This is a genomic window from Leisingera sp. ANG-S5, assembly GCF_000813925.1.
Taxonomy (GTDB): Bacteria; Pseudomonadota; Alphaproteobacteria; order Rhodobacterales; family Rhodobacteraceae; genus Leisingera.
Window position 1 is genome coordinate 81739 of sequence record NZ_JWLH01000010.1, and the last position, 21617, is coordinate 103355.

Consider the following 21617-nt stretch of genomic DNA (forward strand, 5'->3'; position numbering starts at 1 on the left):
AGTCATGGCGGGCGCTGCGAAAGTGAGGGAAGAACCATGGCCGACGATCTTTTCAACAGCTTTATGAACGGTCCGGATGAACAGGGCCGTTTTGGCATCTTTGGCGGGCGTTTCGTCTCCGAAACCCTGATGCCGCTGATCCTGAGCCTTGAGGAAGAATACAACAAAGCCAAGGACGACCCCTCCTTCTGGGCCGAGATGGAAGACCTGTGGAAACACTACGTCGGCCGTCCAAGCCCGCTTTACCATGCCGAACGCCTGACCGCGGAACTGGGCGGTGCCAAGATCTACATGAAGCGCGACGAGCTCAATCACACCGGCGCGCATAAGGTGAACAACGTGCTGGGCCAGATCCTGCTGGCACGCCGCATGGGCAAGACCCGCATCATCGCTGAAACCGGCGCCGGGCAGCACGGAGTGGCGACTGCCACCGTCTGCGCCAAGTTCGGGCTCAAGTGCATCGTCTACATGGGCGCGCATGACGTAAAACGCCAGGCGCCCAACGTGTTCCGCATGCGCCTGCTGGGTGCTGAGGTGATCCCGGTAACGTCGGGCCGCGGCACCCTGAAGGACGCGATGAACGACGCGCTGCGCGACTGGGTGACCAACGTGCGCGACACATTCTATTGCATCGGCACAGCGGCCGGCCCGCACCCCTATCCGGCGATGGTGCGAGATTTCCAGTCGGTCATAGGCAAGGAAGTCCGCTGGCAGCTGGCTGAGCAGGAAGGCGAAGGCCGCCTGCCGGACACCGTGATTGCCGCGATCGGCGGCGGCTCCAACGCCATCGGTCTGTTCTACCCGTTCCTTGATGATGCTTCCGTCAATATCATTGGCGTCGAGGCAGGCGGCAAAGGCGTTGATGACCGGATGCAGCACTGCGCGTCCCTCACTGGCGGGCGCCCCGGCGTGCTGCATGGCAACCGCACCTACCTGCTGCAGGATGAGGATGGCCAGATCCAGGAGGGCTTCTCTATCTCCGCGGGCCTCGACTACCCGGGCATCGGGCCGGAGCATTCCTGGCTGCACGACACGGGCCGCGCCCAGTATGTCTCGATCACCGACAAAGAAGCGCTGGAGGCGTTCCAGGTCAGCTGCCGTACCGAGGGCATCATTCCGGCGCTGGAGCCCAGCCACGCGCTGGCCCATGTGATGAAGATCGCGCCGGACCTGCCGAAGGACCACATCATCGTGATGAACATGTGCGGCCGCGGCGACAAGGACGTGTTCACCGTCGCCAAACATCTGGGCTTTGACATGTCCGACACCGAAGAAGGGCGCACCTTCGAGGAGTGAGGCCGGACAGCACGGTAGAATATTAGGCGCCCCGCGGGGCGCCTTTTTCTTGCCGCCCTTTGGCGCGCTGTTCAGGCCGGATCGGCGGCGTAGCTTTGCAGCACGCTCAGCGGCACAATGTCGAGCGCGCGCACATGAGTGGCCTCCAGGATGACCTTGGGCGCGCAGCCCTCATCGGCGGCCTGCAGGAAGCGCGCGGCGCAGAGGCACCAGCGGTCGCCGGGCTGCAGGCCGGTAAAGCTGAACTCGGGCCGCGGCGTCGACAGGTCGTTACCAACGTATTTTGAGAACGCGAGGAACTCCGCCGTGGTCACCACGCAGACAGTGTGGCTTCCCTGGTCTTCGGCGCAGGTGTTGCAATGGCCGTCGCGGAAGAACCCGGTCACCGGTCCATTGGAGCAGAGCGCAAGCGGGCCGCCCAATACGTTGATGCTGTCGTCTTTGTCCATGGGGTGCCCCGTCCCGGATATGGTTCAGTGTAATGATAGGGCAAATCCACCGCCCGTCCCGGTATTTCCCGTGCCAGGGCAGGTCTGTCAAACGCAAGCCGCCCGCCAGCGGGGCTGACGGGCGGCTGAATAGCTTACCTGAACGCCGGATCAGGTGTTGAACAGGAAGTGCAGCACGTCGCCGTCCTTGACGACATAGCTTTTGCCTTCGGCCCGCATCTTACCGGCTTCCTTGGCGCCCTGTTCACCATTGCAGGCGATGAAATCGTCATAGGCGATGGTTTCGGCCCGGATGAAGCCCTTCTCGAAATCGCCGTGGATAACACCCGCCGCCTGCGGCGCTGCGGTGCCTGTGCGGATGGTCCAGGCGCGTGCTTCCTTGGGGCCGACGGTAAAGTAGGTTTCCAGGTGCAGAAGTTCGTAGCCCGCGCGGATCAGACGGTCGAGGCCGGCTTCTTCCAGACCCATTTCCTCCAGGAACATTTGGGCTTCTTCTGCTTCCAGCTGGCTGATCTCTTCCTCGATCTGGGCAGAGATGATCACATGGCTGTTGCCCTGCGCCGCGGCCATTTCCGCGACCTTGGCGGAATGTTCGTTGCCTTCGACCGATTCCGCCTCGCCCACGTTGCACACGTACAGGACCGGCTTGGTGGTCAGCAGCTGCAGCATCTTCCAGGCCTTGGCGTCCTCGGCATCGACCTCGACCAGGCGGGCTGGCTTGCCGTCTTCCAGCATTGCCTGCGCGGCGGCCAGCAGGCGGTCCTGCTGCTGGGCCTCCTTGTCGTTGCCCTTCAGCTTGCGCACCAGGTTGGCGCGGCGTTTTTCGATGCTTTCGAGATCCGCCAGCATCAGCTCGGTCTCGATCACCTCGGCATCGGTCACCGGGTCGACGCGGCCGTCCACATGGGTCACGTCGCCGTCTTCAAAGCAGCGCAGCACATGGGCGATGGCGTCGGTTTCGCGGATGTTGGCCAGGAACTGGTTGCCCAGGCCCTCACCCTTGGAGGCGCCTTTGACCAGGCCTGCGATGTCCACAAAGGTCATCCGGGTCGGGATGATCTGCTTGGAGCCGGCAATCGCCGCCAGCTTGTCCAGCCGCGCGTCCGGCACGCCGACCTCACCCACATTGGGTTCGATGGTGCAAAACGGAAAGTTGGCCGCCTGTGCAGAGGCGGTCTTGGTCAGCGCGTTGAACAGTGTCGATTTACCCACGTTGGGCAGGCCGACGATTCCCATTTTAAAGCCCATTCCGGCCTCCTGATACCACTTGGGAGCTGCTTCTAGGCAGCATTGGGGTCCCGTGCAAGCCAAGTCTGGCTGGCAGAACTGCCACAGTTGCGATCTGTGTTCCGCTTCACAGACAGTATGCACACTGATTTTTCATAACGCCCTTGGCAAAGATTTAGAGAGTTTTAGAACAAGGTTGAAAAAGGCTTGGCCAAAAGCCGTAATTTTTCCGAGGGGCTGGAAATGAAAAAGACAACGTTGCTGGCGGCCGCGGTTTCAGCGGCCATGGCACTGCCCGCTGCGGCGCAGGAAGTCGCGCTGGGGCTGGGGTATTCCGATTACCACCGCGAGACTGCGGACGACGGGGCGGTATTTACGCTGGATTACCTGCATGCGCCGTTCCATGAGCGCGGCCGTCTGTCGGCGCGGTTCGGTGCCGCGCTGGAGGTGCAGGATGCGGGCGACATTTTTGCAGGTGTCGGCATCAGCGGCGTGATTGATCTGAACAACGACTGGTTCATCGAAACCAGCGTGATGCCTGGCGCCTATCACGAAAGCTCTCCGGAGAACGATCTCGGCTCCGCTTTCGAGATCCGCAGCCTGCTGGCGGTGGGCAAGCGGTTCCAGAACGGCAAGGCGGTGTCGCTGGCGATCAGCCACAAGTCCAACGCCTCCACCGCGGATGAGAACCCGGGCGTGAACTCGCTGACGCTGCGCTGGCACATTCCGCTCGGCGGCTGAGCCGGGCAGCCGGACCTCGCGCGGGATTGATTTCCCGCGCAACATTCGGCACACCGGGGCGGACAGATTTCAAAAGGCCCGCCCATGACCCGTATTGATGCCAAATTCGCCGAACTGAATGCCGCCGGCAAGAAAGCCTTTGTCACCTATGTGATGGCGGGCGACCCCGACTACGAGACCTCTTTGGAGGTGGTGAAGGGGCTGCCGGGCGCAGGCGTGGACATCATCGAGCTCGGCCTGCCGTTCACCGATCCGATGGCTGACGGCCCGACCATCCAGCTGGCTGGTCAGCGCGCGCTGGACGGCGGCATGACGCTGGAAAAGACGCTGCAGCTGGCTGCCGATTTCCGCAAGGGCGACGACACCACCCCGATCGTGCTGATGGGCTATTACAACCCGATCTACAGCCGCGGCGTGGAGAAGTTCCTGGAAGACGCCAAGGCCGCGGGCATCGACGGGCTGATCGTGGTCGACCTGCCGCCGGAAGAGGATGACGAGCTGTGCATCCCGGCGCAGAAGGCGGGGCTGAACTTCATCCGTCTGGCGACCCCAACCACCGACGACGCGCGCCTGCCCAAGGTGCTGCAGAACACCTCCGGCTTTGTCTATTACGTCTCGATCACCGGCATCACCGGTGCTGCTGAGGCTGAGGCCGGCGATGTTGGCCCTGAGGTTGCCCGCATCAAGGCGGCCACCGATCTGCCGGTCATCGTGGGTTTTGGCATCAACACGCCGGAGAAGGCGCAGAACATCGCGTCTATTTCGGACGGTGCGGTTGTGGGCAGTGCCATCGTCAGCCAGATCGGCGCGGGCAAATCCCCGGCAGAGGTGCTGGCATTTGTGAAGTCACTGGCGGATGGCGCCCACAAGGGCTGACACACGGACACCAACAGGTTTGGAAAACCGCGCCTTGGGGCGCGGTTTTTTGCGTTTCAGGGGTGCGGCAAACCGGGCGTTGCTTTTGCTGGCTTGAATTGGTAAAGAAATTTTACCAAATGAGATCGGGAGAGAATCCAGTGCCGGTGATCACCAATATCAACGACCTGAAGCGCATCTATGAACGCCGTGTGCCGCGGATGTTCTATGACTACGCCGAAAGCGGCAGCTGGACGGAACAGACCTTCCGCGAGAACACGTCGGACTTCGAACACATCCGCCTGCGCCAGCGGGTGGCGGTGGACATGACCGGGCGCACGACCGCGGCCCAAATGATCGGCCAGGACGTGGCGATGCCGGTGGCGCTGGCACCGGTGGGGCTGACGGGCATGCAGCATGCCGATGGCGAGATCAAGGCAGCCCGCGCGGCGGAGGAATTCGGCGTGCCATTCACCCTGTCGACCATGTCGATCAACTCGATCGAGGAGGTGGCGGAGGCGACCTCCAAGCCGTTCTGGTTCCAGCTCTATACGATGAAGGACGAGGACTATATCCGCCGCCTGATTCAGCGCGCCAAGGATGCCAAGTGCTCCGCCCTGGTGATCACACTGGATCTGCAGATCCTGGGCCAGCGCCACAAGGATCTGAAGAACGGGTTGTCCGCGCCGCCCAAGCTGACTCCCGCCACCATTGCCAACCTGATGACCAAATGGACCTGGGGCCTGCAGATGCTGGGCGCCAAGCGGCGCAATTTCGGCAATATCGTGGGCCATGTGCAGGGGGTCTCCGACACCTCGCAGCTGGGCGCCTGGACGGCGGAGCAGTTCGACCCGGCGCTGGACTGGGGCAAGGTCGAAAAGCTGATGGAGATGTGGGGCGGCAAGGTGATCCTGAAGGGGATCCTGGACGCCGAGGACGCCAGGATGGCCGCCAAACTGGGCGCTGATGCCATCGTGGTGTCGAACCACGGCGGGCGGCAGCTGGACGGGGCGCTGAGCTCGATCCGGATGCTGCCGCAGATCATGGATGCGGTGGGCAGCGACGTCGAGGTGCATCTGGACAGCGGCATCCGCTCCGGCCAGGACGTGCTGAAGGCGCTGGCGCTGGGGGCCAAGGGCACCATGATCGGGCGCGCCTTTGTCTATGGCCTGGGGGCGATGGGGCAGAAGGGCGTCACCGCGGCGCTGGAGGTGATTCGCAAGGAGCTGGATACCACCATGGCGCTCTGCGGCGAACGCTCTGTCGAGGGGCTGGGGCGCCACAATCTGCTGATCCCGGAGGATTTCGGCGGCCGCTGGCAGGAATAGTGCGCTCAGGCGGCCGGGCAGGGGCCTTTGCCCCTTCCCATGCTGCACATTCCGGTCTATAGGCACGGCTTCACGCGGGGTGACAGCCTTGGAGGCACCCCGGTTAGACATATGGAGAATTAAGATGGCAAAAGAGATTCCTGATCTCGTAGCCCAGGAACGTGCGGGGACGGGCAAGGGCGCCGCTCGCGCTGCGCGCCGCGCAGGCATGGTTCCGGGTGTGGTTTATGGCGGCGACGTGGATCCGGTCGCGATCCAGATCCCGTTCAACGAACTGCTGAAAAAGCTGAAAGCCGGACAGTTCAAGTCCACCCTGTGGAACCTGAAAGTGGAAGGCCATGACGACGTGCGCGTGATCTGCCGTGACGTTCAGCGCGATGTGGTGAAGGACCTGCCGACCCACCTCGACCTGATGCGCCTGCGCCGCACCTCGAAGATCAACCTGTTCATCCCGGTTGAGTTCATCAACGAAGACCAGGCCCCCGGCATCAAGAAGGGCGGCATGCTCAACGTGACCCGCCCCGAGGTTGAGCTGGTTGTGACCGCTGGCGATATCCCCGAGAAGCTGGTTGTCGACATGGCCGGCCTGAACATCGGCGACGTTGTCACCATCTCGTCGATCGAGCTGCCGTCCGGCGCCAAGCCGACCATCGACCGTGACTTCGTGATTGCAAACATCGCGTCGCCCGGCGGCCTGTCCTCTTCCGACGATGAAGAAGGTGAAGGCGAAGAAGGTGAAGCAGTGGAAGCAGCTGCTGAAGAATAAGACCGGCGCCCATCGGGCAACGGTTTCACGGGCTCCCATCCGGGGGCCCGTTTTCTTTTGTGCGGCAGGCCGTTTGCCGGTGATTGACTTTTGCCCGCACCGCTGTCCCATTTCCGCCTGAGGATTGGGAGGAACGGGCATGGCGGATTACGATATTGCCATTGCAGGCGCTGGGGCCGTGGGGGTGAGCTGCGCGCTGTGGGCACAAATGCGCGGCCACAGGGTGCTGCTGATCGACCCGGAGGATCCGGGATCGGGCACCAGTTACGGCAATGCCTGCACGCTGGCGACCTATGCCTGCCTGCCGGTCAATGACCCCTCGGTGCTGACCTCGCTGCCCAGTCTGATGTTTTCCAAGGACAGCCCGCTGTCGCTGTCCTACGCCCATGCGCTGCGCAATCCGGGCTGGATGTTGTCCTTCCTTGCCAATTGTCGCACAGCCCCTTCGCGCCGGATCGCAGGTCATCTGGCGGAGCTGCTGTCGCACGCCGATGCCGGGATCAATCCGCTGATCGAGGCCGCAGGTGCGCAGGATCTGGTGGTGGAGCGCGGCCAGCTGTCTGTGTGGTCGACGGAGAAAGCCGCCAAGGCCGCAAGCGACGGGCTGGAGCGCCGCCGCGCCTTGGGGGTGCCATGGCGGGAGGTGGACCCGGAAGAAGCGCTGGAGATGGAGCCGGGGCTGCAGCTGCCGGTCAGGCGTGCGGTGCATTTCCATGCAGCCCGCAGTTTGCGTGATCCGCTGGAATTCATCACCCGGATGCACCGGGCCTTCACAGAGCTGGGCGGCACCACCCTGCGCGCGGGGGCGGAGGCGGTTAGGGCTTCGGACACGGGCGTGGAGGTGCAGGCCGGCGGCCAGAGTGTCATTGCAGGCCATGCGGTGATAGCCAGCGGCGCGTTTTCCAAGCGGATCGCGGGGGCAGGGGCGGAGCGTCTGCCCCTGGGCACCGAGCGCGGCTACCACGTGATGTATGAAGGTGAGGCGCATAGGGTGACGCGGCCCGTGGGCTGGGGCGAGGCCGGGTTTTACGCTGTTCCCCATGCAAAAGGCCTTCGGCTGACCGGAACGGTGGAGATCGCGGCGCTGGATGCGCCCATGAACATGCGCCGTCTGGCCTATATTGCCCGCAAGGGCGCGGAGATGCTGGGGCAGCTGCCCGCACCCAGCAGCGAGTGGCTGGGCTACCGCCCGACGATGCCGGATTCGCTGCCGGTCATTGGCCGCAGCCCGCAATCGGACAGAGTGCTGTATGCCTTCGGCCATCAGCATATCGGGCTGACCCTGGGCGGCATTACCGGGCGGCTGATCGCGGATCTGGCGGAAGGCCGCCAGCCGAATGTGGATCTTGCACCTTTTTCGGCAAACCGCAGGTTCGCCTGACGCCGCGCGGCTCTGGATTCCGCAGCCCAAATAGGGCATCACTCGGTTTCCTTGAAACGCAGATCGGGCAGACCCCATGAAACTCTTTGTCGGCCTTGGCAATCCCGGCCCGAAATATGAGCGCAACCGCCATAACATCGGCTTCATGGCGCTGGACCGGATTGCCGGCGATCACGGGTTTTCCCCCTGGAAGTCCAAGTTCCAGGCGCTGATCTGCGAGGGCAATCTGGGCGGCGAGAAGGTGCTGCTTTTGAAGCCGCAGACCTTCATGAACCTGTCCGGCCAGTCGGTGGGGGAGGCGATGCGGTTCTATAAACTGACGTCGGCCGACGTGGTGGTGCTGCATGACGAGCTGGATCTGGCGCCGGGCAAGGCGCGGATGAAACAGGGCGGCGGCCATGCCGGCCACAACGGGCTGCGGTCGATCCATTCGCACATCGGCGCGGACTACGCGCGGGTGCGGCTGGGGATCGGCCATCCGGGCCACAAGGATGCGGTGGCGGGGTATGTGCTGCGCGACTTCCCCAAGGCGGACGAGGGCTGGCTGGACGATCTGATGCGCGGTATTTCCGACGGCGCGGCTGAACTGGCGCGCGGCGATGGCGGCAAGTTCATGAACGCGGTTGCGCTGCGCGTTGCACCGCCGCGCAGCTCCACCACCAAGCCCAAGGCGGAGGCGAAACAGCCCGCCAAGGAGGAGGTGGCGCCGGATACACGCTCGCCGCTGGAGAAACTGATGGACAAGTTCAAGTAAGCTCAGGTCAAAAGCGAAGAGACAGACAGATGGTGAAACTGATTATCGACACCGATCCGGGCATCGACGATGCAATGGCGATCTTCTATGCCGCCGCGGCCCCGGACATCGACCTGTTGGGCCTGACCACGATCTTCGGCAATGTGACCACCGCAACGGCCACCCGCAACGCGCTGCGCCTGCTGGAAGCGGCGGATCTGGACGTGCCGGTGGCGGCTGGTGCCACCACTCCGCTGGTGCTGCCGCCGTTCAAACCCTCGGCCTATGTGCATGGTGACGAAGGTTTTGGCGACATCCCGGCGGCTGAGCCCAAGGGCAAACCGCTGGAGGAGGACGCTGCGGACTTCCTTTGCCGCATGGCACGCGAGCACAAGGGCGAGCTGGTGGTTTGCCCGATCGGCCCGCTGACCAATATCGCCTTGGCGATGCAGCGTGATGCAGATTTCATTGCAAACGTGAAGGCCATCGTGGTGATGGGCGGCTCTTTGGAGGAAGGCGGCAACATCACACCCCATGCTGAGGCCAATATCTATCACGACCCGCACGCAGCGGATGTGGTCTGCCAGGGCGGTTCAAAGGTGGTGTTTGTGGGTCTGGACGTTACCCACCGCATCCTGTGCCGGCCGGAGGATTTCGAGGCCATCGCCGCTAAATCGCCGGAGCTGGGCGGCATGCTGCAGGAGATGTCGCATTTCTATATCAAGTTCTACCGGGAGGTTGCGGGCCTTAACGGCTGCTCGCTGCATGATCCGGCGGCAGTGATTGCCTGCACCAACCCGGAGCTGTTCGGGATGCGCGATGTGGCGCTTGAGGTGTCCTGCGAGGGCGAGACTTCCGGCGCCACGGTCGCTGCGCCAGACAGCACCCGCGACCCGGTTAAGGTCTGCATGACGGTTGAAGCGGACGCGGTGAAAACATTGTTTCTCAAGCGCTTGGCCCTGCTGCCATAAGGGGGGGTGGCCGGGCGGCCCGGTTGTTTTCCGGGCAGCCGCACCCGGTTAGCTGACCGCGCTGAGCATTAGCCGTCTGCGTTCGCTGCCGGGGCAAGATCTCGCGCAGCCGGTCTGCATCGCCGCGCCCTGCATCCCTTCGCTTTTCATTGGCCGAAACGCATTGTCAGGTGCTGTGCGGCTTGCCCGCCTTGCGTGCCCGGGAATGGGTACCGCGGCAGGCTTCCATGGCGGTCGCGCTGGATGGCAGCTGAGCAAAAATCTCCAGCGCCTGAACCCGCTGGATCATGCGCAACGGTGATAAACCTGCCATGCTTGCTCTGCTCTGCGGACCGTTGCTGTCTCGCCTTGGCAGGCCGTTGCGCCAGCGGCGCGGTCACATCATCAGTGTCGAGGCGATGGCCTTTCGCTGCAGTTGCGTCACGTTTTTTCAGCTTTGACGAGTATTACTTCAGAATCCGATTGTGATATCGGAGTGCTATGGCATTCTTCATGTGCGGTAGTTTGGATTTGCTGGCAGACATCTTTGATTTTTGCTTGCGCCAGCTGATTTTAGCTTTTCTAAGATACATGTTCAGATTGTGAGGCGAAGGTTTGGTTGATAGGTTGTCGGTGCTGGCAGCATGCCGGCAGATTCAGGCAGAGCACCCGCACCTGCGGGAAAAGTACTCTCGTGCCAGAAAAATCGTCCGGGCCTTCAAGTCGCCCGCATTTTATGAAGTCACCACCAAGTGCAATCTGAAGTGTGAAGGCTGCTACTATTTCGAAGGCGGGAAGACTGCGTCGATCCCTGCCAGAGATCGTATTGACGACTGGAAGAAGTTCTTCGCCGATGAAGCAGCACGCGGTGTCAGCATGGCCTATTTTGTCGGGGCAGAGCCTGCTATGGCGCCGGACCGGCTCATGGCAGCGGCTGAGCACTTCCCTTATGGAAACATCGGAACCAACGGCACGATCAGGATAGACCCAAGTGTGCAATACCGCATTGGTGTTTCGGTTTGGGCTGGCGACGACGAATCCGACAAGCAGCTGCGTGGGGGGAGTGTTTTTCGGAAAGCCCTCAGGAATTATGCGGGCGACCCGCGTGCTATCATACTGCTCACTGTGTCCAACTGGACAGTAGATCAGATCCCGCGTGTCGCTGAACTGTGCAAGGATCACGGCCTCCCGTTGACATTCAATATTTTTTCTCCAACCCATGAATTCAACCGAAAGCTGTCTATCTCGGCGCCGAACGACAGTGATTTTTTCCGGGTCAGCTCGCCGCTTTCATCTCCGAAACTGGATGATGCTGCGCTGGAGCGGCTTCGGCGTGCAATGAATCAGGCGATTGAAGATTTCCCGGAGACTGTAATCTACTCAAAATCGTATAATGACTACATTTGCCAGCCGGGTGCGCGTTACGAACTTGATCCGGAAACGGGCATTGCAATGGACTGCCAATCCCGCATTCGCGAACCCATGCGGTATTTTGATGTCTCCCTCAGACCCAACCCTGTGAAGTGCGGCACGCCGGATGTCGATTGCAGAACCTGCCGCATGTACTCTGGAGGCTGGTCCTCCCAGTTCATCCCGAAGCCCAGGGATACAGCCAGCCCGGAAGCCTTTGAAGGCTGGCTGGATTCGCTTGAAACGCTTGGCCGGATTTTCCTCTATTCTCCGGCTGACGCAGGCGCCGCAAAGGCAGTCGCATGAGCTTGCAGGTTCCGGCACTGTCCTTGCCGCCGTTGGCCGAAATCCGCTGGACCTCTGCTGCGGACGCCATTCGTTTTCGCCCGCACACCCGGCCCAGGGAATTGCTGTCGCAGGGGGTTGTTCCAGTGCCGGCCGGCAGGCGGAACATTTTTCTCATTTCGGATCCCGGCACTGCAGATCGCATTCTAAGGCGGGACAGCAAGCAGTTTCCCAAAGCAACCCCGCAGTACAGGGTCGGGTATAAGGCGTTCGGCCCGGGTATCAGCGGGACGATTGGAGAGACGAACCTGCGCCAGCGAAAGGCACTCGCCCCTCTTTTCGAAGGCGCGAATCTGCGCAGGGCCGCGGAAGCGGCGCGGCTTGCGGCGGCTGATGCTGCGCACCGCTGGACAGGCACGCGTGTCGTTGATCTGCACAAGGAATCCAGCCGGCTGGCCCTGGATGTGGCCTGGAGTATCTTTCTCGGCAATGGCGAGTATGAGGGGGCAGCGCCAAGTGTGCGCGAAGCCATTGAAAAGATTGCACGGCTTCCGAAACAGGATTTCGTGGAGGCGGCATCTGTTGTCCGGGAGCTGGTAGATACCTACGTTGATACGGGCCGCTATCTGTCCGTTGATGATGAAAACCCAATGTCTAAGATCGCCTGCGCTGCAGGCTACAGCGGCTCTCCCGGGTTAAGCCAGCCGGAGGTGCGGGCGAATGCGGCGGTGCTGGCAGCGTCGGGGCATGTGACAACTGGCCTGACCCTCGGCTGGGGCCTGTGGGTGCTGGGGCAAATGCCTGCGTATCAGGCAGAGCTGCGGGACAAGCTGGAACGCGAGGGAAGTATCCGGCCCGAACTGATCGCATTGTTCAGCGAAGCGATGCGGCTCTGGACGCCAGCAGCCGAAACCATGCGGGAAAACCTGGTTCCGGTTTCGGTGGAAGGGACAACGATCCCGCCCAAGTCCCTCATTCTGGTCTCCTATTACGCCATGCACCGGCGCTCCGGTCTTTGGGCCGAGCCGAACAAGTTCGACATAACGCGCTTCAGCCGGGCGAACCTGGCAAATATTCCCAAAGGGGCCTTTCAGCCGTTTTCAGGGGGAGAATACCGGTGCCCTGGCATGTCGCTGGCATGGCAGGAGCTGATTGCAGCAAGTGAAACCTTGCTGAGGCGATGCACAATCGAAGTTGAACCTGCGTCAGCTGCGGAAGTCGGGCTGGAAGCCGGTACCTGCATTTATCCCGACCGCCCGCTGCAGGCAAAAATTTCAGGAGTAAAATGAAACACGCTTTGGCCGACGGGCACTACCTTTCTATTTACTCCGCAATCGACCCTGTTTCGGCGGCTCATGACATTTACTTGCGGCACGACCAGAGCATGGCGCTGTGGAAAAAGAGCGGGCGGACGGTCGAGCTGATCCGCTACTGGGAATTTGAACGGATTTCCGGCATCAAGCACCACAGCCTCTCCTTCGCCAGCAGGCGGGACGCAATCGCATTCATTGATGCGCAACTGGCCGTCCTGGGGATGAGCAGCGCAGATCTTATCGAGATTTGGGGCACTCCGGGTTTGGAACAAATAGGTGGCCTGCGTATCAGCCCTGAAGCGCAGAGCTACCCGTATCACAGCATCGCGCATCTTTTTTCCGGTATGCTGAGCGACACAAGCGTTTTCCGGAATCAGAAGGTGCTTGCCATGGCAGTGGATGGAGCACCGGATCTGCTGTTTGAACGCGAAGCCCGCCGGAAACCCTACTACGCTGCGGCCTTCTGTGACCTGGGGCAGCCAGAGTTCTTTCCGGTTTCTTCGCCGGCAGTGCTGTGGGCCTTTTTGAAAAGCCACTACCGCATGGCTGAAGGCTCCCTGATGGCCCTGGCCAATGCCGCGACAGCACGGGCGAAAATAGAGGCCGGGCAGCTCATCGAGATACGCGACGCCGCTGAAACGGCCGCCGCCGGGCGTTGGCTCAAGGAATTGGCAGGCAGAATAGATGCTCTTGAGCCTAAGGATGAAGGAACGGGCTTCACTTGCCTTGATCCGCGCTTTTCCTTTGAGGAGAACAGGATCAGCATGGCAGCAAAGCTGGTCCAGGAAGTTTCGAACCTGATGATGCACCGGAACGTGGCCCGGGCTGTCGACCGCTTCCAGATTGACCCCAGGGAAACGGTGTTGTCGGTGTCGGGCGGATTTGCTCTGAACTGCCCTGCAACTGCCTTCCTGACCCAAAGTTTCGGGTTTCGCGGCGTCTTGCAATCGCCGCCGGTCAACGATTCCGGCTTGTCGCTGGGGATCGGGCTGCACCAGTTCTTCGAGAATGATCCTGGCTTCACCTTCTCCTTTGGGCATGCCTTTTACGGGCGCGGGCCTGTCCCGGCCGCCGGCTGCGGAGCCAAGGCTCAATTTTCTCCGTTCATCAAATCCAGCAGGCCGGCCGGCCCTGAGAGATTTGTGGATGACATACTGCAGGGCCCGGTTGTCCGGATAAGCGGCCCGGCGGAAATCGGTCCGAGGGCTCTTGGCAACCGCAGCCTGCTGGCAGACCCGCGGTCGGAAAAGACGCTTGGTGTCCTGAACCGCATCAAACAGCGACAGTGGTGGCGCCCTGTTGCGCCGATTGTGCTGGAAGAGGACGCTGGCGACTTTTTCGAGAATGCGGCCTGCTCGCCATACATGCTGCGGACCTTCCAGATCCGAGCCGGCAAAGCGCATCTCGTGCCGGCCATCCGGCATCTGGACGCAAGCGCTCGCGTGCAGACGGTCTCACGGAAGCAGAATGCCGAGCTGCATGCTTTTCTGACGGCTTTCAAAGAGCGAACCGGCATTCCGATGCTTTGCAATACCTCTTTGAATGACAAGGACGAACCGATCATCGACAGCCTTGCCGAAGCGATGAACTTTGCCCTGCGCAAAGGTCTGCCGGTTATCTATTCCGATGGCTGCCGAATCCGGCTGCAGGACCACTCAAATTATTCTGCGACCGGACCGCTGCCGCGCGCCGGTGCCGGTGCGCTCGTGCGTTCGAAGGCGGAAAAAACAACCTCAGGAAAGCTGTTGAACCCTTTTGGAATATCCAGGAAAGACCTGATCGTGCTCTCTTCGGTCAGTCTGATTGACGGGGTGGACCTGCAAGACCAGCAACGCGTTGAACGCCTCAGGCGGCGAGCTTTCCTGCTCGGGAAAAGACTGGACAGAACACTGGCGCTCGATTTCACGTCGGACTGGCACTCAGACCAGAGAGCCAGTGCAGACCGGGCAGCCGGTTTTGGCCCCGGCCCGGTTTGACAGAGGGCCGCGGCATGAATGAGCAGCAGGCACGCAGTTTGATGCAATCCGGGAACTACCAGGACGCCCTGTCGCTTTACGAGAGCTGGGCAGAGGAAACCGGAGCGCCGGGAAGAGCCTATCTGGGAAAAGCGCGCGCGCTTGAGCAGCTCGGTCGGATTGAGGAAGCGCTTGATGCTGCCGAGGCGGCGGGCAAACTGCTTCCAAGGAACCTGGATGGGTGGTGGATAAGGGCCCGCTGCCACAACAAGCTGGGGCAATCCGGGCAAAGCGAAGCAAGCTGCCGTCAGGTGCTTGCACTGAACCCGGCCCACGCGGGGGCGGCTGCAGCGCTGGCCCGTTTATATGTGAAAGGGGATGCTGCCGAGCGCGCGATGGCAGTTGTAGCTGGTTTCCATCAGGCGGGTGGTACGGACGCCAGGGTTTCTCTTGTCCACGCCGGCATTCTGATCAGCAGGCGGGCTTACGGTGATGCCGCGGCTATTCTGCGCGGGCTTCTCGATGACGGCTTGGAGACACCGCAGCGGCAGAACGCAGTGCGGCGGCTGGCGGACCTGTATATTACCTTGAAGGATTTCCCTGCGCTGCGGGCGCTCTGTGACGGGCACGTTAAGGACGACGATGACAAGATCCGCATTGCCGTGCGCCTGTGCAAACTGCCGCCAGCGGACCTTGGAGCCAGTTTCCCGTTTTCCTTTTTCAGGGAGCTCTATGAAAACAACGCAGGCGACACGCGTGCATTCAATGCGTTCTTTATTCAAACAAGCCTGGCTGGCGAAATTGAAGATACCCGCGGGTTGGAAATTTCGCATGCTGCCATAGCCGACACGTCGAATGGTGATATCTGCGGCCTGCTGAAGCGGCTGGAGCCGCCAGCGCCGGAAACAGCGGCCAAACCGGAAAACCTGGAATTCTGGCACCTATGCGGCCAGCCTTGCGGCAGTTTTGCGGCGTGGGCAGCCAGGGCATTGTGGAACCGGGAGGCCACAGCCGCGCTGGCACGCTACCTGGGCCCGCACCGTGGCAACCGTGCGGAGGTGATGAAGCAGCTGAACGCTCTATGCGCACAGCCGGACTTCGCCCTGCTTGCGCAGCAGCGGTCCCGCGGAAAGGGCTGTCTTGTGGCCGGATCCCACTTGGGGCCTATCCGGGCCCTGCCGCCGTTTCTGGAAGACCGCTTAGACAGTGTGGGTGTCATTAGTGACCTTCGCCGGCACCGCTCTGCTGAAGGCCAAAATGATATCTCCGTTCGTTTGAACCCCGGACGAAGCTTTCGCGAAATCGCCATGTGCCTGAAACGGAATGCCATCTTATGCTGTGCGCCCGATGGTATTTGGCCGACCGATCCGAAACGTTTCTTTGACAGTGAGTTCGGGCCTGTCGCCCTGCAAACTCTTTATGCACGCGCCCAGTACGCCAGCGGGGCATCCTGCGTCTGGGCCGAGGCGTATTGGCAGGACGGTGAAATCCGCTTTGGTTTCCGGCCAATGCCTTGCCCTCGCGCCGGCGAGGGCAGGGAGGCCTTCGTGCAAAGATGGGGCAGATCATACCTGATGCATACGGTAGAGCTTCTGAAGAACCGGCTGCCTGCATTTTATGATGGGCACCGGAGATTCCGGGAGAGGGGCTGAGTGATCCCCTCTGGGCTGACCTGGCCGGTTGGCTCAGCTTTGTACCTGTTCACCGCCCGCTGCGGCAGGTGCGGCGGGCTGTTCCCTGCTGCCGTCTGCGCTGTGGTGCGTTCAATCTTTGAGTGTTGATTATAAAGATAAATATATCACAGGTTGTTTAAGGCGACTTCATGCAACAAAAAGGAGTTGTCATTCAGGCGTGGCACTTCGTGGGGACTGCCAGCTTTCTACCGCTCCGAGCGGAAAATGTTTCCGGTAACTTTTGGCGAGGACACAATGGGACAACCTTTTCTTTCCCAGATATCGTTGTGGGGCTTGGATTTTGCGGTAAGGGACTGGGCATATTGCGACGGTCAAGACATTCCTATCGCTCAGAATACAGCGCTCTTTGCTTTGCTCGGAGCCCGCTACGGCGGTGATGCCCGCACGACATTCGGACTGCCCAACCTTAAGGGGCGCATGGCCTGCGGCCTTGGAAATCCTGGCGAGGACCGCGGCTCAACCGGAGGCTCAGAGACCGTAACGCTCAACGCAGCCACTATGCCGCAGCACAACCACCCGGGCACCATACTCACGGTGGCAGATACGGCAGGTACCAGCGGGCCGGCGAGCGGCTTGGTCATGGCCAAGCCTTCGGTGACACGCGGTGGGACCACCGCGGTGGGCAGTTCATTCTCCGATCAAAGCTACGTCAGCGCGGCAGTGAGCAGCGGGCTGCCTGAGACCGGAAGCATTGGTTCGGGCACTCCTTTCTCCGTCCGCAGCCCGTATCTGGCGGTGAGTTACGAAATTGCCATTGAAGGGATCTTTCCGGCCCGGGCCTAGAATTTCCCTTGTCAATCCAACCTTGTTTCAAGGAGTACATTATGGCTGAGCCCTTTATCTCCCAAATTTCCGCATTCGGGCTTGGATTCACCATCAGAGACTGGGTGCAATGCCAGGGACAAATCCTGGCAATCTCTCAGAACCAAGCGCTGTATTCACTGATCGGCGATATCTATGGTGGCGATGGCATCAATTCCATGGGGGTGCCCAATCTGAAAGGGCGCACAGTCCTGCATTCGGGATCGGGTCCGGGTTTAACCCCGCGCCAGATCGGGTCCTTCAACAGTCTCCGGGACAGAAGCCTCACTTCGTGGGAGATGCCTGCCCATGCGCATCCGATTTCTCAAAAAGCGAAGCCGGAACCAGGCACCAGCCTGACACCGTCTACAGGGTCGGTAACCGCGATACCCGAGGGCACCTACTCCGGAGCTTCAATCATTGCCGATTGGTACGCCGAAGCGTCAAACCTGACGGACCTGTCTTCGCTGGGCTCTCCGGCAACAGCGCCGAGTGGGAACAGTGCCGCCATTCAAACAATCTCTCCCTACCAGGTTGTCATGTATGAAATGGCCCTTTTCGGGGCCTATCCGCCGCGCAGCTAGCCACCCGGTGTCTCACCCACCTATCCAACCCAGCCACCGCCCTGAGCGGGTGTTTCAAACGAGTGGAGGCAGGAAATGTCAGAACCATTTATGTCGCAGATTTCAATATTCCCTTTGACCTATGCTGTCAGGGACTGGGCTTTTTGCGACGGCCAGATTCTTGCGATCGCCCAGTATAATGCCCTCTTTTCGCTTGTCGGAAGCAGGTTTGGCGGAAACGGGGTTTCTACTTTTGGCCTTCCGGAAATGCGCGGCCGTGTGGCGGTTCACCGCAACACAAATGGGACTTATCCGCTGGGCCAAATGGCAGGATCCGAAAATCAGAAGCTGACCACGGGCAATCTTCCTCCGCACACGCACGGCAACGTGTTTTTTGCAGTAGCCGAGGATGACGGAAGCGAAAACCCGGGGCCGGGCACTGTATTGTCCATTCCCAAGGTGGGGGATGTGGCTGGCCGCGGCTATGCTGCCCCGGATGGCAGCGAGGTTACTCTCGGCAACAGCGGTAGCCGGACTGTCAGTTCAGGGCAAAGCACCCCTTTTTCTATCATGGATCCGTTCATGTGCATGAGCTACGAGATTTCGCTTAGGGGTGCATACCCTTCAAGATCCTAGCTTTTGCCCCACCATCCTGAGAAGCAAAAGGAATTCTGATGACTGCAGTGAATCCCTTAGATGTGAAAATCAGGCCCGCCCGGGCAGGAGATGAAGCGTTTCTCCAGCAGGTGCATGCGGCTGAGCGGCATTGGGAGTTTGCTCCGCTTCTCAATGCAGGCGACGAAGAAAACTACCACAAGGTGCTTGCGCAGCAGTACGACGCCCACCACGACGTTTACTTCAACAGCTATTCCGTTGCGAAATACGGGATCATCCTGCTTTGCGGCACGCCGATCGGCCGGCTGTACCTGGACGAACGGGACAGCGAATTCCGGATTTTGGACATTGCTCTGCTGCCGCAATACCGCGGGCGCAGCATTGGCTCCATTGTCATGCATGGTGTATGTGCCGCCGCCGCTAGAAAGCATCTGCCGGTCACACTGCATGTGCATAGTCTGAACGCCGCAGCCTACCGCTTCTACTACAGGCTCGGATTTGAAGCGCAGAGCTCAAACAACCGCCATGTTCTGATGCGCTGGTTCCACCCCGACTATGAGCAGTTGGCCAGCGGCTGTTTCGTGCCGCCAGATGTAACCATTCGGCGGCTGCAGCCCCTCACAGCCAGGTCAGGACCGGTTTGACCGCGGCCAAGCCGGAATTGCCTGGCATCCATTGCATTGGCTTCAGGCCGATGCGCGAAAGCACCACCCATGGAGGTTATCATGAAAGCGATCAAGGAATTGGAACACAACGATTTTGCAGGTCTGGTTGGCGAGGCCTTTAATATCGGACATCTTGAGGCCAAACTCACTTCGATTGACATGGGGCCGGAAACACCCGCCGAATTCAGAGCGCAGTTCTCGCTGCTGTTTGAATGCCCGGAAGATTTTGTTGGCGACCACGATACGCTTGCGCTTTCCCATGAAAAAATCGGCTCCCATTCTGTCTTTATCTCAAAGGTGATGGGCGGCAACGGCAAGCCAAACCTTCAGGTCGTGTTCAATTGAAGGTTTGGCTTGCGGCGGGTGAGTTCACTCGCGGGAACTTGCCATCAAACAGGGCATGCGACTGCAGGGATTTTGCACGCGAATCGCGTGCAGCCCTGCCAAAAATCCGGGAAGCGGCCTGAAATTCCATATTTTTCAGGGGCTGGAAGAAAATTGAAAAAACGCCTTGTTTCTCTGGGTTGCGGCACATATACGGGTCAGCGGAGACGTGGCCGAGTGGTCGAAGGCGCTCCCCTGCTAAGGGGCATGCACCCAACAGATAACACCTCTAAAACAATCGGAAAAACCAGACTACACGTACCCCTTTGCACGGATTTTGCACAGGTTTGCTCGCAGTAGGCCTACCGCACCCGGTCAGCGGATGTTCCCTGCTGGAAAGCCCATCAGTCTGTCCTGATCTTCTCATTTGAGCATGCGGAGCTGCACTGGCTGACCTCATTCATCATCACGTTGGCAGTACGGCATTCACTCCATGAAGGGGAAAGGGCGGTACTTGTTGAGTTCTCTTACTTAATCCAATGACCGGGCTGAAGGTGGCCGGGCCCGAAATAGCTGGCTTGACCGGCACGTGCATTGGGGACGGGGGACGCCGGATAGGCGTGCGACGGAGCTTCTTTTGAAGGACGTGGAAGAGCAAAAAATTAGTACTGGGGTGTGTTTTTCCGAAGCGGGTGATTTTCTGAACCATTGGCGCGGCGATGCTCAATGCGGAACCAGGATCCGGCATTTTTTGATGCGGGCAGACTGCAGGAACGTGCCGACCCGTCGGATGGAAGCTGCCGGGGAGATCAGAAACTAACTTTCACCATCCCTGCCACAACTCACATCTGTGGAGGCCCCCTTTAATGCAAGTTGTTTTTTGAGCGTTTGGGAATGTGAACGGATGCGGTCATCTGTCAGGCCTGTTTATGCGGCGTTTCAGACGCCGCTGGCCGGTATGGAGATACGCGGTTCAGTTCCACATCACAGTGGCGGGTTGATTATCCCGGTGTGAGTTCCTGGTTTTACTGAACCCGATCTTTCCGATCATTTGCCCTTACACTCAAAGACCTCCTCACATTCCCGACGTACCGGCCATCGCAACGCTTACGCGGCGGCGATAGCCGGGTCTCTGTAATCTTCGTGTTTCACCAACATGGCCCATAACCTGCGCGCCATCTTATTTGCGAGTGCAATTGCGACGACCATACGTGGTTTTCTTGCGAGCATCCTTTGGAGCCAAGATGCTTCAGGGGCACCCTTGTGAATCGCCATCCTCACTACGGACATGGCACCGATGACCAAGAGCCTGCGGATATCTCTCTGCCCCATCTTCGACGTTCGGCCCAATTTCTGCTTTCCCCCGGTCGAGTGTTGCTTCGGTACCAGCCCTACCCACGCAGAAAAATCCCGACCCCGACGAAAGATTTCCATAGGTGGGGCGAAGGCCGAGACAGCCATTGCAGTTATCGGACCGATGCCTGGCATGGTCTGGAGACGGCGTGCGTTATCGTCTCTTGTCGCTTCGATGCGTACCTGCTTTTCAAGCCTGCCTATTTGTTCTGTTAGTGTAGCGATCTGACCAAGGTAGATTGATCCAACATCTGTCACCACTTTTGGCAGACCGTTCTCGGGATCTTCCAAGATTTCCCTCAGACTTTTGATATTTGTCGTCGTTTTTGGTGCCACCCGGCCAAACTCGGCGAGATGAGCCCGCAGGGCGTTGATCAGCTGCGTGCGTTGCCTCAAAAGCAGGTCACGTGTCCGGAACAAAACCGCCCGACTTTGCTGCTCATGTGTTTTCACGGCGACTGTTCGCATCGTTGGACGTGACGCAGCCTCGGCAATCGCTTCTGCATCAGCCGCATCATTCTTATGCCGTTTGACGAAAGGTTTCACATAGATGGGCGGTATCAATTTCACATCATGGCCAAGTGCCTCGATCTGACGCCCCCAGTCATGCGCGGTTGCACAAGCTTCCATAGCAACTGTGCAATTCGGTTGTTGTACAAAAAATGCCAAAACTTGCGCCCGAGACAGCTTTTTGCGGAACAGAACACTGCCGTCAGCCGCTGCCCCATGCACCTGAAAACTACGCTTTGCTAAATCTACTCCTATGATCGCAACCATTTCCATTGTCGCCTCCTCTGTTTCTGGTCTGTTAAGACAGTACCAGCATGGCACATCACGATGCCGTCGGGAGGGGCATCCACTCCATCACAGTGCGGAACTTTGCAGCCGTTGCCTTTTCGGGTGTTTGCTGACG

The 21617-nt window shown here is 60.1% G+C and carries 21 protein-coding genes; 17 read left to right on the forward strand and 4 right to left on the reverse strand.

Annotation, left to right across the window (positions count from 1 at the left end; translation table 11 throughout):
* The first annotated feature begins 36 nt into the window (after positions 1 to 36).
* Positions 37 to 1296, forward strand: coding sequence for a tryptophan synthase subunit beta (trpB, locus tag RA25_RS14975; RefSeq protein ID WP_039173574.1), 1260 nt, complete (start codon positions 37 to 39; stop codon positions 1294 to 1296).
* A 71-nt stretch (positions 1297 to 1367) separates the two neighbouring features.
* Here trpB and RA25_RS14980 read toward each other — a convergent pair whose 3' ends face one another.
* Entirely contained in the window at positions 1368 to 1745 is a 378-nt protein-coding gene (locus RA25_RS14980) for a DUF2237 family protein (RefSeq protein ID WP_019297394.1), read from the reverse strand.
* A 150-nt stretch (positions 1746 to 1895) separates the two neighbouring features.
* Complete coding sequence (ychF, locus tag RA25_RS14985) at positions 1896 to 2993, reverse strand: redox-regulated ATPase YchF (RefSeq protein WP_039173577.1); 1098 nt, start codon at positions 2991 to 2993, stop codon at positions 1896 to 1898.
* Between the two features lie 222 nt (positions 2994 to 3215).
* On the opposite strand from ychF, the gene RA25_RS14990 reads away from it, so the two are divergent.
* The 7 genes from RA25_RS14990 to RA25_RS15020 all read left to right on the forward strand — a co-directional run bounded on the left by RA25_RS14990 (position 3216) and on the right by RA25_RS15020 (position 9747).
* Positions 3216 to 3713, forward strand: a complete 498-nt coding sequence (locus RA25_RS14990; RefSeq protein WP_029204933.1) for an acyloxyacyl hydrolase — start codon at positions 3216 to 3218, stop codon at positions 3711 to 3713.
* Between the two features lie 84 nt (positions 3714 to 3797).
* The gene (gene trpA / locus RA25_RS14995) at positions 3798 to 4589 is read left to right on the forward strand and encodes a tryptophan synthase subunit alpha (RefSeq protein ID WP_039173580.1); all 792 of its coding nucleotides are present in this window, start codon (positions 3798 to 3800) and stop codon (positions 4587 to 4589) included.
* Positions 4590 to 4729: 140 nt separating this feature from the next.
* Complete coding sequence (locus RA25_RS15000; protein ID WP_039173582.1) at positions 4730 to 5896, forward strand: alpha-hydroxy acid oxidase; 1167 nt, start codon at positions 4730 to 4732, stop codon at positions 5894 to 5896.
* Between the two features lie 124 nt (positions 5897 to 6020).
* On the forward strand, positions 6021 to 6662 hold the full coding sequence (locus RA25_RS15005; protein WP_019297389.1) for a 50S ribosomal protein L25/general stress protein Ctc: 642 nt from the start codon (positions 6021 to 6023) through the stop codon (positions 6660 to 6662).
* Between the two features lie 139 nt (positions 6663 to 6801).
* Complete coding sequence (locus RA25_RS15010) at positions 6802 to 8043, forward strand: NAD(P)/FAD-dependent oxidoreductase (protein ID WP_039173584.1); 1242 nt, start codon at positions 6802 to 6804, stop codon at positions 8041 to 8043.
* Between the two features lie 76 nt (positions 8044 to 8119).
* Entirely contained in the window at positions 8120 to 8797 is a 678-nt protein-coding gene (gene pth, locus RA25_RS15015; protein ID WP_039173586.1) for an aminoacyl-tRNA hydrolase, read from the forward strand.
* Positions 8798 to 8826: 29 nt separating this feature from the next.
* A complete protein-coding gene (locus RA25_RS15020; RefSeq protein ID WP_039173587.1) occupies positions 8827 to 9747 on the forward strand; it encodes a nucleoside hydrolase in 921 nt (306 codons plus the stop codon).
* Positions 9748 to 9913: 166 nt separating this feature from the next.
* On the opposite strand, the gene RA25_RS23035 is transcribed toward RA25_RS15020, so the two are convergent.
* Positions 9914 to 10060 carry a hypothetical protein gene (locus tag RA25_RS23035; RefSeq protein WP_193747126.1) on the reverse strand — a complete coding sequence of 49 codons (147 nt, stop codon included), beginning with the start codon at positions 10058 to 10060 and terminating at the stop codon, positions 9914 to 9916.
* 281 nt (positions 10061 to 10341) lie between these two features.
* Here RA25_RS23035 and RA25_RS15025 point away from each other — a divergent pair, with 281 nt between their 5' ends.
* The 9 genes from RA25_RS15025 (at position 10342) to RA25_RS15065 (ending at position 19372) form a co-directional block, all read left to right on the forward strand.
* The gene (locus RA25_RS15025) at positions 10342 to 11442 is read left to right on the forward strand and encodes a radical SAM protein (RefSeq protein ID WP_152612213.1); all 1101 of its coding nucleotides are present in this window, start codon (positions 10342 to 10344) and stop codon (positions 11440 to 11442) included.
* The gene (locus tag RA25_RS15030; RefSeq protein WP_019297382.1) at positions 11439 to 12710 is read left to right on the forward strand and encodes a cytochrome P450; all 1272 of its coding nucleotides are present in this window, start codon (positions 11439 to 11441) and stop codon (positions 12708 to 12710) included. Before RA25_RS15025 ends, RA25_RS15030 begins: the two co-directional genes overlap by 4 nt.
* On the forward strand, positions 12707 to 14710 hold the full coding sequence (locus RA25_RS15035) for a carbamoyltransferase C-terminal domain-containing protein (protein ID WP_052254261.1): 2004 nt from the start codon (positions 12707 to 12709) through the stop codon (positions 14708 to 14710). The genes RA25_RS15030 and RA25_RS15035 overlap by 4 nt, the downstream gene beginning before the upstream one ends.
* Before the next feature lie 14 nt (positions 14711 to 14724).
* The gene (locus RA25_RS15040) at positions 14725 to 16341 is read left to right on the forward strand and encodes a tetratricopeptide repeat protein (RefSeq protein WP_152612214.1); all 1617 of its coding nucleotides are present in this window, start codon (positions 14725 to 14727) and stop codon (positions 16339 to 16341) included.
* A gap of 246 nt (positions 16342 to 16587) precedes the next feature.
* A complete protein-coding gene (locus RA25_RS15045; RefSeq protein WP_082020129.1) occupies positions 16588 to 17166 on the forward strand; it encodes a phage tail protein in 579 nt (192 codons plus the stop codon).
* Between the two features lie 41 nt (positions 17167 to 17207).
* Positions 17208 to 17768, forward strand: a complete 561-nt coding sequence (locus RA25_RS22175) for a phage tail protein (protein ID WP_052254262.1) — start codon at positions 17208 to 17210, stop codon at positions 17766 to 17768.
* A gap of 75 nt (positions 17769 to 17843) precedes the next feature.
* Positions 17844 to 18383, forward strand: a complete 540-nt coding sequence (locus RA25_RS15055) for a phage tail protein (RefSeq protein WP_082008996.1) — start codon at positions 17844 to 17846, stop codon at positions 18381 to 18383.
* A 38-nt stretch (positions 18384 to 18421) separates the two neighbouring features.
* On the forward strand, positions 18422 to 19006 hold the full coding sequence (locus tag RA25_RS15060; RefSeq protein ID WP_039173593.1) for a GNAT family N-acetyltransferase: 585 nt from the start codon (positions 18422 to 18424) through the stop codon (positions 19004 to 19006).
* Positions 19007 to 19087: 81 nt separating this feature from the next.
* Positions 19088 to 19372, forward strand: coding sequence for a DUF6916 family protein (locus tag RA25_RS15065; protein WP_152612215.1), 285 nt, complete (start codon positions 19088 to 19090; stop codon positions 19370 to 19372).
* A gap of 1086 nt (positions 19373 to 20458) precedes the next feature.
* On the opposite strand, the gene RA25_RS15070 is transcribed toward RA25_RS15065, so the two are convergent.
* Entirely contained in the window at positions 20459 to 21487 is a 1029-nt protein-coding gene (locus RA25_RS15070; protein ID WP_027236523.1) for an IS110 family transposase, read from the reverse strand.
* Positions 21488 to 21617: the final 130 nt, after the last annotated feature.